This is a genomic window from Cytobacillus sp. ABV4_503 (assembly GCF_056158445.1).
This window is the reverse complement of sequence record NZ_JBSWTH010000001.1, coordinates 3,382,388-3,398,777: the sequence shown is the minus strand read 5'-3', so window position 1 is coordinate 3,398,777 and position 16,390 is coordinate 3,382,388. Positions and strand designations below refer to the sequence as shown.

The 16,390-nt window shown below is 41.6% G+C and carries 18 protein-coding genes; all 18 read left to right on the top strand.

The window, feature by feature from the left end:
• The first annotated feature begins 3 nt into the window (after nucleotides 1-3).
• Nucleotides 4-705, top strand: coding sequence for a demethylmenaquinone methyltransferase (gene menG, locus ACXAD1_RS17055; RefSeq protein WP_474910651.1), 702 nt, complete (start codon nucleotides 4-6; stop codon nucleotides 703-705).
• Between the two features lie 82 nt (nucleotides 706-787).
• Entirely contained in the window at nucleotides 788-1,750 is a 963-nt protein-coding gene (gene hepT, locus ACXAD1_RS17050; RefSeq protein WP_206838210.1) for a heptaprenyl diphosphate synthase component II, read from the top strand.
• 168 nt (nucleotides 1,751-1,918) lie between these two features.
• Nucleotides 1,919-2,365 carry a nucleoside-diphosphate kinase gene (gene ndk / locus ACXAD1_RS17045; protein WP_206838207.1) on the top strand — a complete coding sequence of 149 codons (447 nt, stop codon included), beginning with the start codon at nucleotides 1,919-1,921 and terminating at the stop codon, nucleotides 2,363-2,365.
• A 122-nt stretch (nucleotides 2,366-2,487) separates the two neighbouring features.
• A complete protein-coding gene (locus ACXAD1_RS17040; RefSeq protein WP_474910650.1) occupies nucleotides 2,488-3,261 on the top strand; it encodes a CheR family methyltransferase in 774 nt (257 codons plus the stop codon).
• A 207-nt stretch (nucleotides 3,262-3,468) separates the two neighbouring features.
• A complete protein-coding gene (aroC, locus tag ACXAD1_RS17035; protein ID WP_206838203.1) occupies nucleotides 3,469-4,641 on the top strand; it encodes a chorismate synthase in 1,173 nt (390 codons plus the stop codon).
• Complete coding sequence (gene aroB / locus ACXAD1_RS17030; protein ID WP_474910649.1) at nucleotides 4,641-5,717, top strand: 3-dehydroquinate synthase; 1,077 nt, start codon at nucleotides 4,641-4,643, stop codon at nucleotides 5,715-5,717. The genes aroC and aroB overlap by 1 nt, the downstream gene beginning before the upstream one ends.
• Nucleotides 5,718-5,781: 64 nt before the next feature.
• Complete coding sequence (aroH, locus tag ACXAD1_RS17025) at nucleotides 5,782-6,156, top strand: chorismate mutase (protein ID WP_206838199.1); 375 nt, start codon at nucleotides 5,782-5,784, stop codon at nucleotides 6,154-6,156.
• 87 nt (nucleotides 6,157-6,243) lie between these two features.
• Nucleotides 6,244-7,344 (top strand): histidinol-phosphate transaminase, encoded by a 1,101-nt coding sequence (gene hisC, locus ACXAD1_RS17020; protein WP_474910648.1) that lies wholly within the window; start codon nucleotides 6,244-6,246, stop codon nucleotides 7,342-7,344.
• Between the two features lie 94 nt (nucleotides 7,345-7,438).
• Nucleotides 7,439-8,545: a prephenate dehydrogenase gene (locus ACXAD1_RS17015; protein WP_474910647.1), complete on the top strand. Its 1,107-nt coding sequence runs from the start codon at nucleotides 7,439-7,441 to the stop codon at nucleotides 8,543-8,545.
• Nucleotides 8,546-8,590: 45 nt separating this feature from the next.
• Nucleotides 8,591-9,880: a 3-phosphoshikimate 1-carboxyvinyltransferase gene (gene aroA / locus ACXAD1_RS17010; RefSeq protein ID WP_474910646.1), complete on the top strand. Its 1,290-nt coding sequence runs from the start codon at nucleotides 8,591-8,593 to the stop codon at nucleotides 9,878-9,880.
• Between the two features lie 104 nt (nucleotides 9,881-9,984).
• Nucleotides 9,985-10,890 carry a hypothetical protein gene (locus tag ACXAD1_RS17005; RefSeq protein ID WP_206838191.1) on the top strand — a complete coding sequence of 302 codons (906 nt, stop codon included), beginning with the start codon at nucleotides 9,985-9,987 and terminating at the stop codon, nucleotides 10,888-10,890.
• A gap of 19 nt (nucleotides 10,891-10,909) precedes the next feature.
• A complete protein-coding gene (locus ACXAD1_RS17000) occupies nucleotides 10,910-12,172 on the top strand; it encodes a tetratricopeptide repeat protein (RefSeq protein ID WP_474910645.1) in 1,263 nt (420 codons plus the stop codon).
• 89 nt (nucleotides 12,173-12,261) lie between these two features.
• The gene (locus ACXAD1_RS16995) at nucleotides 12,262-12,807 is read left to right on the top strand and encodes a ReoY family proteolytic degradation factor (protein WP_206838187.1); all 546 of its coding nucleotides are present in this window, start codon (nucleotides 12,262-12,264) and stop codon (nucleotides 12,805-12,807) included.
• A gap of 124 nt (nucleotides 12,808-12,931) precedes the next feature.
• Nucleotides 12,932-13,396 (top strand): YpiF family protein, encoded by a 465-nt coding sequence (locus tag ACXAD1_RS16990; RefSeq protein ID WP_423375191.1) that lies wholly within the window; start codon nucleotides 12,932-12,934, stop codon nucleotides 13,394-13,396.
• Nucleotides 13,397-13,545: 149 nt separating this feature from the next.
• Nucleotides 13,546-14,052, top strand: a complete 507-nt coding sequence (locus ACXAD1_RS16985) for a Rieske (2Fe-2S) protein (RefSeq protein WP_009332737.1) — start codon at nucleotides 13,546-13,548, stop codon at nucleotides 14,050-14,052.
• A 3-nt stretch (nucleotides 14,053-14,055) separates the two neighbouring features.
• Nucleotides 14,056-14,730, top strand: a complete 675-nt coding sequence (qcrB, locus tag ACXAD1_RS16980; protein WP_035330156.1) for a menaquinol-cytochrome c reductase cytochrome b subunit — start codon at nucleotides 14,056-14,058, stop codon at nucleotides 14,728-14,730.
• 43 nt (nucleotides 14,731-14,773) lie between these two features.
• Nucleotides 14,774-15,541, top strand: a complete 768-nt coding sequence (locus tag ACXAD1_RS16975) for a menaquinol-cytochrome c reductase cytochrome b/c subunit (RefSeq protein WP_009332735.1) — start codon at nucleotides 14,774-14,776, stop codon at nucleotides 15,539-15,541.
• A gap of 122 nt (nucleotides 15,542-15,663) precedes the next feature.
• The gene (gene lhaT, locus ACXAD1_RS16970) at nucleotides 15,664-16,260 is read left to right on the top strand and encodes a lipoprotein heptaprenylglyceryl N-acetyltransferase LhaT (RefSeq protein ID WP_474910644.1); all 597 of its coding nucleotides are present in this window, start codon (nucleotides 15,664-15,666) and stop codon (nucleotides 16,258-16,260) included.
• The last annotated feature ends 130 nt before the right edge of the window (nucleotides 16,261-16,390 follow it).

The window sequence follows — 16,390 nt, the reverse complement described above, 5'->3', positions numbered from 1 at the left end:
AATATGCAGCAATCAAAAGAAGAACGTGTTCATAGCGTATTTGAAAAGATTTATGGCAACTACGATAAAATGAATTCAGTCATCAGCTTTCAGCAGCACTTAAGATGGCGCAAAGATACAATGAAAAAGATGAATGTTCAAAAGGGTTCAAAAGCTCTTGATGTATGCTGCGGTACAGCCGATTGGTCCATAGCGCTTGCTGAAGCCGTAGGAGAAAGCGGTAAAGTAGTAGGTTTGGATTTTAGTAAAAATATGCTAAAAATCGGCGAGGAAAAAATTAAGGATCGGAAACTGAAGCAAGTGGAGCTTGTACATGGAAATGCAATGGAGCTCCCTTTTGCGGACAATTCCTTCGATTATGTTACAATCGGTTTTGGACTGCGCAATGTTCCGGATTATCTGCAGGTATTAAAAGAAATGCACCGTGTTGCAAAGCCTGGCGGTATAGCAGTGTGTCTGGAGACTTCTCAGCCTACCCTGTTCGGATACAAGCAGGCTTATTATTTCTACTTCCGTTTTATCATGCCTATGTTTGGCAAACTTTTTGCCAAAAGCTTTAATGAATATTCCTGGCTGCAGGAATCAGCCAGAGACTTTCCAGGGATGAAAGAACTTGCAGGAATGTTTGAGGAAGCAGGCTTTAAAAATGTCACATTTAAGTCTTATAGCGGTGGTGTGGCTGCTGTACACATTGGAACGAAATAAAAATAATAACTTGTTCTGTATGTTTCTCATCGAACGATAGAGAATAGATCAGACGGGATCGATAAGCTGGGTGAGTAAGCAAATGAAATTGAAAATGATGTATTCATTTTTAAATTCAGATTTAACTGTTATAGAGAACGAGCTTGAGGAGACCATTAAGGCAGAGTCTCCTCTATTGCATCAGGCATCCCTGCATCTGCTGCAGGCCGGGGGGAAAAGAATCCGCCCAGTTTTTGTTTTGCTTGCTGCAAAATTCGGAGAATATGATATTGATAAAATTAAAAACGTAGCGGTATCACTGGAGCTTATCCATATGGCGTCGCTAGTCCATGATGATGTTATTGATGATGCAGAACTCCGCCGGGGGCAGCCTACCATTAAAGCAAAGTGGGATAATAAGATTGCCATGTATACCGGTGATTATATTTTCGCGCGCGCTTTGGAATTAATAACCAATGTGGAAAATCCGCATGCTCACAAAATTCTCTCTCATACCCTTGTGGAACTGTGCATAGGTGAAATTGAGCAAATTAAAGATAAGTATAACTATGATCAGAATATAAGGACATATTTCCGGAGAATTAAAAGAAAAACAGCCATGCTTATTGCGGTGAGCTGCCAGCTTGGCGGCATTGCGGCTAATGTAGAGGAAGGTATACATAAAAAGCTCTTTAAATTCGGCTATTTTGTGGGAATGTCGTATCAAATTATTGACGATGTCCTGGATTTTGTCGGTACTGATAAAGAGCTTGGCAAGCCGGCAGGAGGAGATCTCCATCAGGGTAACATTACACTCCCTGCTTTATTTGCGATGGAGGACAGGACCATCTGTGATCAAATCAGCAGAGTCCACGAAGGAACTGAACGAAGAGATATAGAGAAAATAATTGCCTTGGTCAAAGACTCCGGTGCAATTGAAAAATCCCTGCAAATTAGTGATAAATATCTACAGAAAGCCTTGGGGGTTCTCGAAGAGCTGCCTCCTTCCAGGTCAAAGAAAGCTTTGCGGGATATTGCAAAATTTATAGGCAAAAGAAAATTTTAATCCGCCAATTAATTGCCAGCACTTTTACAGGGTGCCGGCAATTTTGTTTTTCCGGGAATTATTAAGTAAAAGCGCTTTCAGATTTCTGTTGCTAAATTTTCAAAACAATGTTAATATTTTCGTGGATTAACATAAATCACTATACATAAGTTTTAGGAGTGGAATTCAATGGAAAGAACATTTTTAATGGTTAAACCAGACGGAGTACAGCGCAATCTAATCGGGGAAATCGTTTCCCGTTTCGAAAAGAAAGGCTTTCAGCTTGTAGGCGGCAAGCTAATGAGCATCAGCCAGGAACTTGCGGAAGAGCATTATGGAGAGCATAAAGAGCGTCCATTCTTCGGAGAACTTGTTGACTTTATTACGTCCGGACCAGTTTTCGCAATGGTTTGGGAAGGTGAAAATGTTATCGCTACAGCTCGTCAGATGATGGGTTCAACAAATCCTAAAGATGCTGCTCCTGGAACAATCCGCGGAGAATTCGGCATCACAGTTGGAAAAAATGTAATCCATGGATCAGATTCACCGGCAAGTGCTGAACGTGAAATCGGGCTTTTCTTCAAAGAGGAAGAAAAAGTGGAATACAAAAAGCTAATGAATGAATGGATTAACTAATATTCAAAAAAAGTACTTGTCCCTGACAAGTGCTTTTTTTGTAACCGAATTCATTTTTACAGATAGCGGGCATGGATAAAAGGAGACACATGCTCACCAATTATTATAAGAGGGGAAAAGGAATGGCTAACGATTATCAGGATTTTATTCTAAATATAAAAAGAAAAACAGGGATCGATCTTTCTCTGTACAAAGAAGCACAAATGAAGAGAAGGCTGATATCATTGTATGAGAAAAAAGGCTTTAATTCATTTGGAGATTTTTTTAATGGCATAGTCAAGGATAGGGAACTCCTGAATGATTTTTTGGACAGGATGACGATAAATGTTTCCGAATTTTACCGAAATGCGCAGAGGTGGGAGGTGCTTGAAAAAAAAATCCTGCCGGGGCTATTAGAGCAGAATAGGAATCTGAAAATCTGGAGCGCAGCATGCTCCACTGGTGAAGAGCCTTATACAATTGCCATGATTTTATCAAAATTGCTGCCAATATCCCAAATAAAGATTACTGCAACAGATATTGATGAAAATGCCCTGGCGAGGGCCCGGATTGGTGTATACCCTGAACGTTCGCTTAATGAAGTTCCTGAAACGATTAGACAGAAGTTCTTTTGGCGTGAAGGAAGTTATTATAAAGTATCAGAGGATATAAAAAAGACGGTAAATTTTAAAAAGCAAAACCTCCTTGCAGACGATTTCGGCGGGCCTTTTGATTTAATTGTATGCAGGAACGTTCTTATTTATTTTACAGAAGAAGCAAAGGATCAGCTTTATCATAAATTCAGCAGCGCATTAAGAAAAGATGGCATATTCTTTGTTGGGAGCACTGAACAGATTTTTAACGCTGGCCGTTATCACTTGGAATCTGCTGAAACCTTTTTTTATAGAAAAGAATAAAAATAGCAACAGCATAGGGGATTATTTTCAGACATCCTCTTTTCTTTGTTTTTCCCGTTTTGTAGTAAATAACTATTCGTGTTAAAATGGCTCCATTCATAATAAGAAATAAAATATTATAGGAATTTTCAATTTTATCTATTCTTATATTTATCATTATGTTATATTGATACATAATCCTTTAATGAGTTGAAGGGGGAAAGAGTTTTGAGATATCTTACATCTGGTGAATCTCACGGACCGCAGCTGACCACTATAATAGAAGGGCTGCCTGCAGGAATGCCGCTGATTGATTCAGATATTAATGAAGAACTTGCCAAACGCCAGAAAGGATACGGCAGAGGCAGAAGGATGCAAATTGAAAAGGATACTGTTCAAATAACAGCGGGTATCAGGCATGGATATACATTAGGATCGCCGGTGGCACTCGTTGTTGAGAATAATGATTGGAAGCATTGGACAAAAATTATGGGCCAGGACCCGCTTAATTCTGAGGATGAGGGTGAAGTAAAGAGAAAAATATCCCGTCCCCGTCCAGGCCATGCTGACTTAAATGGAGCCCTTAAATATGGGCACAGGGATATGAGGAACGTGCTGGAGCGATCTTCAGCCAGGGAAACCACAGTGAGGGTGGCGGCCGGTGCAGCTGCCAAAAAACTGCTCTCTGAATTGGGGATTGAAATTGCAGCCCATGTTATTGAAATTGGCGGGGTTGTTTCAGGCAAAAGAGATTATTCTTCACTAAAAGAGTTAAAGGAAATCACAGAAGACTCACCTGTCCGCTGTTTAGATCAGGATGCCGGCCAAAAAATGATGGATGCCATTGATTCCGCTAAAGAAAATGGCGATTCCATTGGCGGAGTAGTGGAGGTTATTGTTGAAGGCATGCCTCCGGGAGTCGGAAGTTATGTACACTATGACCGCAAGCTCGATTCAAAGCTAGCAGGGGCAATGGTAAGCATTAATGCATTTAAAGGTGTTGAGTTTGGCATTGGCTTTGAGGCTGCAAGGAAGCCCGGAAGTGAAGTTCATGATGAAATCGCATGGGATCCTGAAAAAGGCTATTATCGGAAAACAAACAGGCTTGGCGGCTTAGAAGGGGGCATGACAACGGGGATGCCTATTGTCGTCAGAGGAGTGATGAAACCAATTCCTACCCTCTATAAGCCCCTTCAAAGTGTCGATATTGAAACAAAGGAACCCTTCTCAGCAAGCATAGAGCGTTCTGACAGCTGTGCAGTGCCTGCAGCAGCAGTCGTTGCAGAAAATGTAATTGCCTGGGAACTGGCTTCAGCTATTGTCGATCAATTTTATTCTGACCGGTTCGAAGCTTTAAAAGCTTCGGTTGAACAGCAAAGAAAATTTGCGAGGGAGTTTTAATGAATAGTATTTCAATTAAAACCCCCGGAAGGACCTATCCAGTTTATATAGGGTCAGGGGCAATTGAAGGATTGGAATCATATATTAAAGATACTTTTCCGGCTATGACCAATTTAATGATAATCACAGATGAAACGGTCCGGACCATACATCTTCCTGCTCTGGAAACAGCACTTAAGGATATAGAGGCAAAAGTCTGCACAGTGCCAAGCGGGGAGAAAGCCAAGACTTTTGAAGTTTACTATCAATGCTTGTCATTTGCTTTGGAACATAAGCTTGACCGAAAATCTCTTATTCTGGCTTTTGGCGGGGGAGCTGTCGGAGATTTGGGAGGTTTCGTTGCAGCCACATTTATGAGAGGGATACCTTTCATTCAGCTTCCTACAACTATATTGGCGCATGACAGCGCCGTTGGTGGGAAAGTGGCCATCAACCATCCTTTAGGAAAAAATATGGTAGGGTCTTTTTATCAGCCTCAAGCCGTATTTTATGACTTGGATTTTCTTGTTTCCCTTCCTCAAAAAGAGAGGCGCTCAGGGTTTGCAGAAGTTATAAAGCATAGCTTGATACATGATATGAACTTTTATTTGAGTCTTAAAAACAACATCCGCTCGCTTGATGGCATTCCTTCTGATGAAATAAGCGGGATGCTTACAAAGGGGATAGAAATCAAAGGCAGGATCGTTGCTGAGGATGAAAAGGAAGCGGGTGTTCGTGCATTCCTGAATTTCGGCCATACCCTGGGCCATGCAATCGAAGCAGAAAAAGGCTATGGAGAATGGACACATGGAGAATCTGTCGCAGTAGGAATGCTATTCGCACTCCAATTAAGTAAAAAAATGCTTGACCTGCGTTTTGATGTTAACGAATTCCGGCGATGGCTTGATCAGCTTGGCTACAAAACCGGCCTCCCGGAAGATTTATCACATTCAAAACTGCTGGAAAGGATGAAGCAGGATAAAAAATCAGAAGGCCAGAATGTCCGCTTTGTTCTTTTAAAAGAAGTGGGTAAGCCTGTTATACACCAAGTTTCTGATGATGTTATTCTGCAGGAGCTTGCAACATTTTTAAAATAAACAAGGAAGTCTTTATTATTAAGAGATAAAAAGGCTGGTGTATCAGCTTTGGGAGGTGCTGCAAGTGATTCGAGGGGTGAGGGGAGCCGTCACCGTAGATAAGAATAGTGAGTCTGAGGTATTAGAAGCAACTGAGCTGCTGATCAGACAAATGATTCGGGAGAATAAGATTAAATCTGAGGATGTTGCTTCTGTATTTATATCCGTTACGGAAGAATTGACAGCAGCCTTTCCTGCAAAGGCAATGCGTTCAATAGAGGGCTGGACTTATGTTCCTGTCATGTGCATGAGAGAAATACCTGTTGAAGGATCACTTCGGAATTGTATTAGGGTTATGATGCATGTGAATACAGGTGCCCCTCAGCAGAATATCTGCCATATATATTTGCGTGAAGCCATCCAGCTTCGCCCGGATCTAAAGGCCACAGACTCTCCTTAATGGAGAGTTTTGTGATAATATTGGAGCAGATCAAATAATACTTTAATACGATAATAAGTAAAAGTGATGAAAAAGAGGTGGATTTGAATGAAATGGAAGGAACAGCTGTTGAATTTAACTCCTTACCAGCCGGGAAAATCAATTGATCAAGTAAAAAAGGAATACAGTCTGGATAAAATAGTTAAGCTTGCTTCAAATGAAAATCCGTTTGGATGCTCTGAAAAAGTTCTTTTTACTATGAATCAGTCACCATCTTTTTTTGCTCTGTATCCCGATGGTTATGCTTCTGAACTGCGGACGGCTCTGGCTGGACACCTAAGCATACAGGAAGATCAGCTGATCTTTGGCAACGGCTCGGATGAGATTATTCAAATGATTTCCAGAGCTTTATTAAGTCCGGAAACAAATACTGTTATGGCTGCGCCAACATTCCCTCAATATAGGCATAATGCTGTAGTAGAAGGTGCGGAGATAAGGGAAATTCCATTAATTGATGGGGGACATGATCTTGATGGAATGCTGGCTGCAATCGATGAAAACACAGCTGTAGTATGGGTTTGCAGTCCAAACAATCCGACAGGGAACTATGTTAATGAATCTTCATTGCTTTCCTTCCTGCAAAAGGTGCCTCGGGATGTATTAGTTGTCCTTGATGAAGCTTATTATGAATACGTAATAGCTGAAGATTACTACAATGCATTGGATTTGATCCGGAAATTCGAAAATTTGATTGTACTGCGTACATTTTCGAAAATTTATGGCTTAGCAAGCCTTCGGGTAGGCTATGGAATTGCAGATCCTCAAACGATCAAAGCTCTGGAGCCGGTTAGGGAGCCGTTCAATGTGAACAAGTTTGCTCAGGCTGCAGCTGCTGCAGCCATTGGAGATCAGAATTTTATCGAAGAATGCAGACAGAAAAATCGGGAAGGTCTGGAACAATTCTATACTTTCTGTGAAGCACATGAGCTGGAATACTACCCTTCACAGGGAAATTTCATTTTAATCAACTTTAATGCCGATTCTAATGAAGTGTTTCAATTTTTGCTTGAAAAAGGGTATATCGTCCGTTCCGGCAAAGCACTTGGTTTCCAGGGATTTGTCCGTGTCACAGTAGGTTCCAAGGAACAGAATGATGGAGTGATATCCGCAATGAAACAATACCTTGCAAAGCAGGCTGCGGCATTGTAGGCAATATATGAGGTCTTAGTAATAATACTTTTTTGAAAACCATTCAGAGGCACAGAGATGCCTCTGAATTATTTTTAATAAAGGCGGTGAGAGAATGAGAGGAAAAATCTTTATTATCGGCCTTGGTTTGATCGGCGGTTCTTTGGCATTATCATTAAAAAGGAGCCATAGTGAGAGCATGATCATCGGCTTTGATGTAAATAAAGAGCAGGGACGCCTTGCTGAAATGCTTGGGGTCGCAGATGAAATTTCTGTAACTATTGAAGAAGGTGCAAAAGACGCCGATTTAATTTTAATAGCTGCACCTGTTCAGGAAACACAAAAAATAATACATATATTAGAAGAGTGTGAATTGAAAAGCACGGTCATCATTTCGGATGCAGGCAGCACTAAAAAGGAAATTGTCAGCTGTGCTAAGGTACTGAAGGAAAAAGGAATTACTTTTATCGGAGGCCACCCTATGGCTGGCTCTCATAAGAGCGGTGTTACTGCAGCAAAAGCATTGCTTTTTGAAAATGCCTTTTATCTTCTCACTCCTGAAGACCATATTTCCCCCGCAGAGATTGAAAGGTTAAAAGAATGGCTCTCAGGGACGAAAGCAAAATTTCTGACCATATCGCCTGAAGAACATGATAATATAACTGGTATCGTGAGCCATTTCCCGCACATGGTGGCTGCCTCTCTTGTCCATCAGGCAGAAAAAACAAGCCGTTCGCAAAAGCTGATTCCAAGACTGGCTGCTGGCGGATTCAGGGATATTACCAGGATTGCCTCCAGCAGCCCTGCAATGTGGAGAGATATCCTGCTTCAGAATAAAGAAGTGCTGCTTAAGTTAATGGAGGATTGGCAGGAGGAAATGGAGAATGTTAAAACAATCCTCAAGGAAGAAAACAGTGAAGGCATATTTGAGTATTTTTCCCATGCAAAACGGTTCAGGGATGAGCTGCCGCAAAAAGAAAAAGGGGCAATTCCGGCATTTTATGATCTATTCGTTGATGTTCCTGACTACCCTGGTGTCATTTCAGAAATCACTGGATATTTAGCCAAGGAAGAGATCAGCATCACCAATATCAGAATACTGGAAACAAGAGAAGAAATTTATGGAGTCCTGGTTATCAGCTTTCAGACTGAAGAGGACCGGGAAAGGGCAATTAATTGCTTAGAACAATATACAAGCTATGAAACAACCATTGGTCTATAGGCAAGCGGTAAGACCTTTATTAAACCAGCAAAGGGTGATTATAATATGACTCCGGCAAATTTGAGGTCAAATCTTAAAGGATTAAGCGGAGAAATTGCGGTACCAGGTGATAAATCCATATCTCATCGATCTGTGATGTTTGGATCAATTGCAAAGGGAAAGACTGTTGTAACCAATTTTCTGCTTGGTGAGGACTGCTTAAGCACAATAGCATGCTTTCGTAAGCTCGGAGTATCTATTGAACAGGAAGGCAATAAAGTCACCATTATGGGGCAGGGGATGGATGGATTACAGGAATCCGAAGAATTTTTGGATGTTGGCAATTCCGGTACGACCATTCGCCTTATGATGGGAATCCTGGCTGGCCGTCCATTCCATACAGTCCTTGTCGGGGATGAATCAATAGCAAAAAGGCCAATGACAAGAGTTACTGCGCCTCTAAGTTTATTTGGAGCGAAGATTTATGGCAGGAAGAATGGAGAATTTACTCCTTTATCAGTAATTGGAGGACCGCTGGCAGGGGTAACCTATGAGCTTCCTGTTGCGAGTGCACAGGTAAAATCATCGCTGCTCTTTGCCGGTCTGCAGGCCAGCGGGGAAACAGTCATTATTGAACCTATGAAGACGCGTGATCATACCGAAAGAATGATTAAGCAATTTGGCGGGGAAGCTGATGCAGATGGGCATACTATTCGGATTAAAGGCGGACAAACACTAACAGGGGCGGAAATTCATGTTCCTGGCGACATATCTTCTGCTGCCTTCTTTCTGGCTGCAGGAGCCATTGTGCCTAATAGTGAGATTAAATTGAAAAACGTCGGGCTGAATCCTACAAGGACCGGCATCATTGATGTGTTGCAGCAGATGGGTGCAAATATTAGCATTGTGCCATATGAAAATGGATCAGCCGAGCCTGCAGGAGATATTACCATTAGAACATCTGACCTTAAAGGAACCGTTATCGAAGGGGCGCTCATTCCCCGGCTTATCGATGAAATTCCTATTATTGCCCTGCTTGCAACTCAGGCAGAGGGAGAAACAGTAATCAAGGATGCAGAAGAACTTAAAGTCAAGGAAACGAATCGCATTGATACGGTTGTCAATGAACTGTCAAAGCTTGGAGCTGATATTACTGCAACGGAAGATGGAATGGTGATCAGAGGGAGATCATCCCTTTCAGGAGGAACTGTTTCAAGCCATGGGGACCATCGAATCGGAATGATGCTTGCGGTTGCCGCTGCCATTTCAAAGGGGGAAGTTCAGCTTCATCTGAAAGAAGCTATTTCTGTATCCTATCCGTCGTTTTTCGAACATTTTGAAAGCCTTATTTCATAATCGTAAAAAAGAGCTGTTTTCCTGCAGCTCTTTTTCTATTCAATTAGTCATATTTATGTAAAAAATTCATAGCTTGTCATAAGACCGTTTTAGAGGGTGGTTTTATGACTTATATTATTGAGAATGCAAATATTTTAAAGGAAGACAAGCTGATAAAAACATCACTGCTGATCAAGAATAATGAGATTTCACTGATGCAGGCAGAAATGAAAAGGTTTCAGTTTGCCAGAATGGATGCCGAAGCATTTATTATGGCTGCAGGATTTGTGGTTCTGGATACATCTATACCGCTGGAAATGTCTTTTTCAGAACTCAAAGAGTATTATATAAGGGAGTTCCTATTAAAAGGCTGTACTGCTTTCCTGACAGCCGCACCTGTAAAACATGAATATTCCATGAAGAGTGATCTTAAATGCTTTAAGGCAAGTTTGTTAAGCAGCCCAATCGATTATATTATTGGTGTTAAGATTCCTGTACGTCTCCTCACACCTTCTTTTATGAGAAGATGCAAGAGGGAAAGGATTCCTGTTGTCTTTGTTGAAATACAGGATGCAAAGGAGCTTGAAGCTGTTCCATGGGGTTGGCTGCGTGAAGCTATGTTTCCTTACAATTGCCCGCTTGCCCCTATCTTTGCATGCAGGAACGAAAAGGAGAAAAGCAGAATTAATACATTATGGAAAAAACTGATGCAGGAGCAGAAAATCCCTTCTATGCCAAATGAGCTGAACGAACACGAACCGCTATCCCGGTCAGTCCTATCCAAGGCAGGAATTTACCCGTTAAAAGGAAATATCCATCAGGGTAGTGAAGTCAGCTATAATTTATACGAAAAACCTGGTGAAGGTCTTACCGTTGAAGAATCACAGCTGTTTCATTATCATAGAGATAAACTTGCTGTCTCTGTTCTGAAGGGAAAAGTGATACGAGCCGGACAGGAAGTGATTTTTCGTTCAGGGTACGGCGAGCATGTTAAAATCAGTACACCAGCTTACTTTAAAATAGCCGATTAGCATTCGAAAGGAACTTAGTATGGATAAAGTAAATAAAATCATTACTCTATTAGAAAACGGTCATCACGAAGAAGCATTGGAGAGCTATCAGCAAATACTGCTGGATGGTTCACATGATGAAAGGTTCCTGCTGGCAGAAGAACTGTTCCAGTATGGATTCCTTGAGGAATCAAAAGCATTATATGAACGTCTTCTGGAAGCATATCCGGAAGAAGGGGAACTGCTGGTTCTGTTAGCTGAAACACATATTGATCTTGGACATGAAGAGGAAGCCATCCTCGTTCTCGAAAGAATAAATGAGCATGACCCAAGCTTTCCGCAGTCGCTTCTCCTATTAGCAGACCTTTATCAAATGGATGGTCTATTCGAGGTCAGCGAACAAAAGCTGCTGAAAGCAAAAGAAATATTGCCTGATGAAGTAATAGTAGATTTTGCTCTGGGTGAACTCTATGCAGAGCAGGGAAGATTCCTGGAAGCAAAACGGATTTACGAAAATGTTCTCGGGAAAGAGGAAGTCATTGCAGGCATAAATGTAAATCAGAGAATGGCGGATATTCTCAGCGCAGGAGGGGCATTTGAGGAAGCCCTTCCTTATTACGAAAAAGCGCTTGATGATAAACTGGAGATTAATACCCTTTTCAGCTATGCTTTTACAGCGCTGCAAGCAGGCTTTAACCGTACAGCAATTGAAAAATTGACAGAACTGAAGGAACTTGACCCCGAGTATCATTCACTGTATTTATACCTTGCTCAGGCATACGAGCGGGAGGAAGAGGCTGGAAAAGGCCTTGAAGCGGTGAAGGAAGGCATAAAACAGGATGAATTTAATAAAGAACTATTCTTCTATGGCGGTAAGCTCGCCCTGAAAAATGGCAATGAAAAAGAAGCTGAAGATATGTTCAGGCAGGCTCTTGCGCTGGATCCCGAATATGTCCAGGCAGCCATTAATTTAAATAGACTGCTTCTCCAGCAGGAAAAATATGAAGATGTAATCGAGATCACTGATATTTTGAATGAGCTTGAAGAGCCGCAGCTTATTTGGGATTCAGCTGTTGCCTTTCAGCATACTGAAGAATATTCAGAGGCATTAAACAAATATCAGCTTGCATATACTTTCTTTAAACAGCAGCCTGATTTTCTTTCAGATTACGGATATTTTTTAGCAGAGGAAGGAAAAAGGGAAGAGGCTGCCGAAATTTTTAATACACTAATTAAATTGGAGCCAGGCAATGAAGAGTATCTCGATGTTCTGGAAAGACTCACTGATGATTTTCTTGCTTAAATGAGGAAACTGCTTTTTTAAGCGAAGGGTGACCTTATTGTAATTTCAGTTAGGCCAAATTTGTCTGTAAGCAGAGGAGGGAATCAAAAATGGCGACCCCTGTATCTGTCAACGAGAAAAAAGATTTTATCCGCTGGTTTTTAAACCATTATCAGCTCAAAAGAAGAGAATGCGTATGGATTCTCAATTATTTGATGAGCCATGACCAGCTTATGGAGAAAGTGCATTTTGTGGAGCAGGCACAGTATTGTCCAAGAGGCCTCATCATGTCCACCCATTGTGTGGATGAAGTACCTTTCCGTTTTTATAAAGAGAATGTAATGACCACAGATGCGGAGAAGTCCTTCCATGATATCCGCTTAAACAGGGATGAAGAGATTTACATTCAGCTTAATTTCCATGCTTCCAACAAAGCCCATCAGTATGCAGCTGTCATGGAGGAAAACCCCTTTATGCCAAAAACACTGCAGATTAATGAAAAGGACCGGCTGATCGCTGAAAGGTTCCTGACAGAAAGCCTGGAGAAATTCAGAAGAGAAAAACTCCTTGAGCTGATTGATGAAGCACTGGATAAGCAGGATAAAAAAGCCTTTAACATTTTGACTCAGCAGCTGAATAAAATAGAAATAACCTAAGCCTTGCTTTTATAAAAGCAGGGCTCTTATTTTGTCAGCGACCTTATAGCGTAATCTGATTTGAAGCACTCTAATCATTAATGATATATTAAGGGAGGCAAATATATGTAATGGAGTGAATGATATGAAATGGGTATCCCAGGATATCGAAATGTTCCTTAAAGAAAAGCAATATGTAGACACTGCAGTTCTGCCGCTCCTTCCGGTATCATTTGGCGATGATATCAAACAGTCAGTAGCCATGACAGAATTTATATCGCTTCTTAGTGTGCAGCTTGAACGGCAATTCAGAGGGCGGCTGATCATGCTTCCTGGCTATGCCTATCTGAAATCAGCAGGGGAAGACAGCCTGCTCAGCGGCTTGGGCGAATGGGAAGCAGAATTGAAGGCACAGGGATTTAAGCACATATTCCTTCTAACTTCTGACAGCATGTGGAAATCACTTGAAGACCGCTTGGAAGGAGGTTTGATTTGGCTGCCATCCCTGCCTCTTGAGCATATGGATGAAAACTATCGAAATTCCATTCTGGATGACCAGGTAAAGCAGCTGTTGAATTTATTCGTCCAAAAGTGGCAAAATGGTGAATAGTGTGAATGTTAAGTCGCTCTATTTACATGTTTCGCCAAAGGATTATATTGACCTTACATAAAGATTGATATATCATTGTTATGTCCTAGTTTTATATTGTGTTGAATTTTGTCCGTTGGACTTAACTTCATAATAGAGGGGGGAAAAGTATGAGCAAAAATCGAGTTTCTAGACGTCAATTCCTAAACTATACACTTACTGGTGTAGGCGGTTTCATGGCAGCTGGCATGCTGATGCCGATGGTCCGTTTTGCGGTCGATCCTGTATTGCAGGCAGCTGGTGAGAGTGATTTTATCCCAACAAAGCAAAAAGTGGCTGAAATTACTGAAACGCCAACAAGGGTTGATTACACATTTGAACAGCAGGATGCTTGGTACACATCCGAAGTTACCGGCACTGCTTGGGTTTATAAGGATGAAAAAGGTGAAATTGTAGCATTGTCTCCAGTATGTAAGCATTTAGGGTGCGTAGTTGACTGGAATACTGACAAATCAAACCCTGATCATTTCTACTGCCCTTGCCATGGCGGCCTTTATACAAAGGATGGGACAAACGTTCCAGGTACACCGCCGGTTGCAGCGCTAGATGTATTTCCTTACACAGAAAAAGATGGCTTTTTGTATTTAGGCAAGGCTGAACCGCGAAAGGAGGCGTAATAATTGTTAAACAAAATTTATGATTGGGTAGATGAACGTTTAGATATTACGCCGATTTGGCGGGATATTGCCGACCACGAAGTTCCTGAACATGTAAACCCTGCACATCACTTCTCTGCATTCGTTTACTGTTTTGGCGGTCTGACGTTCTTTGTAACTGTAATTCAAATTTTATCCGGTATGTTCCTGACAATGTATTATGTTCCGGATATTAAAAATGCATGGGAATCCGTGTATTATCTACAGAACCATGTTGCATTTGGACAAATTGTCCGCGGTATGCACCACTGGGGAGCAAGTTTGGTAATCGTAATGATGTTCCTACATACGTTACGTGTTTTCTTCCAGGGAGCTTATAAGAAGCCCCGTGAATTAAACTGGGTTGTCGGAGTGCTTATTTTCTTCATTATGCTTGCACTTGGACTTACAGGTTACTTATTGCCTTGGGATATGAAAGCCCTTTTCGCTACAAAAGTAACAATCCAGATTGTAGAATCAACTCCGCTGATTGGAGAATATCTGAAAATACTTATTGCCGGACATTCTGATATTGTCGGCGCTCAGACTATCACCCGATTCTTTGCCATCCATGTATTCTTCTTACCGGCTGCACTATTCGGGTTAATGGCTGCCCACTTTATTATGATCCGTAAACAGGGTATTTCAGGACCGTTGTAAGAAATAATTTTTTGATCATTGCAAAAGGAGGGGAAATCGCCCAATGCATCGTGGTAAAGGTATGAAATTCGTAGGTGACTCTCGTGTTCCTGCAGAACGCAAACCGAATATCCCGAAAGACTATTCGGAATATCCAGGAAAAACAGAAGCATTCTGGCCAAACTTCCTATTAAAGGAATGGATGGTAGGGGCTGTATTCCTTATCGGTTTCCTATGCTTGACAATTGCGCATGAGCCGCCATTAGAAAAAATTGCTGATCCTAGTGATACAGCTTATATCCCGCTGCCAGACTGGTACTTCCTGTTCTTGTACCAGCTTCTGAAATACAGCTATGCTTCTGGACCATATAATGCAATCGGTGCTTTCATTATTCCGGGTCTTGCATTCGGAGCTTTGCTGCTTGCACCATTCATAGACCGCGGACCTGAACGCCGTCCGTCCAAGCGTCCTCTAGCAACTGGTTTCATGCTATTGGCTCTTGCCGGCATCACTTTCCTGACTTGGGAGTCTGTTGCACATCATGACTGGGAAGCTGCAGCACAGCAAGGTAAGATTGTGGCTGAAGTAGAGTTTGATAAAGAGGACGAAGGCTACAAGATTTTTGAAGCGAACGGCTGTATTTCCTGCCACGGAGGAGATCTTCAGGGTGGAGCAGGTTCACCTGCACTTGTTGACACTGGGTTAACACCTGAAGAAGTTGCTGACATTGCTAAAAACGGTAAAGGCGCCATGCCTCCAGGAATGTTCAAAGGCACTGATGAAGAACTTCAAAAGCTTGCTGAGTTTATTTCTGGCCTTGAAAGCAAATAATTGGTAAAGAAGCTGGCATTGCCAGCTTCTTTTTTTATGCACATAAATGGTTCGTTTTTTTACATGCACTTGGTGTGGTAAAATAATGAAATAATCGTGTACATAGAGAAGGAGAACAAAAAATGAAATGGATCTATCCTTTATTAGGCAACAGAGCTATGCTGATACTGCTTCTGATCATTAACACGGCAGGTACAATTTATGGGTATATCTGGTATAAGTGGCAGCTTGTCGAGACACCGCCAATTTTCCTGCCCTTTGTACCGGACAGTCCTACAGCGAGCCTGTTTTTTATGTTTGTGCTAATCGCCTTTCTATTGGGCAAAAATTGGCCAATGTTTGAAGCATTAGCTATTGTGACCCTTATTAAATACGGAATATGGGCTGTAGTAATGAATTTGCTGGTTTTTCAGGTGACAGGTGAATTGGATCCGGTTGCCCTCATGCTGATCTTCTCGCATGGTGCAATGGCAGTCCAGGGGGTTCTATATGCACCTTTCTACCGTTTTAAAGTATGGCATCTTGTTTTAACGGGAATCTGGACTTTTCATAATGATGTAATTGATTACGTCTTTTTCATGCTGCCGCGCTATCCTATTTTAGATCTGTACACACCGCAAATCGGCTATTTTACATTTTGGCTAAGTATTTTTTCATTAGGAACCGCTTATTACTTCGCCTTAAGAAAGAAGCGGTTCAGTCTGGATATAGTAAAGTAATGCTCCGCCAAAACATTGAGCGTTTTGGTCCTCGTATCTGAAAGAAATAACCTTGCTAAGGTAAATAATTTCTGGTCTAACCTTGTCCCTCTTTTCATATTTATCTAATAGTAATTTGAGGGGGGACAAG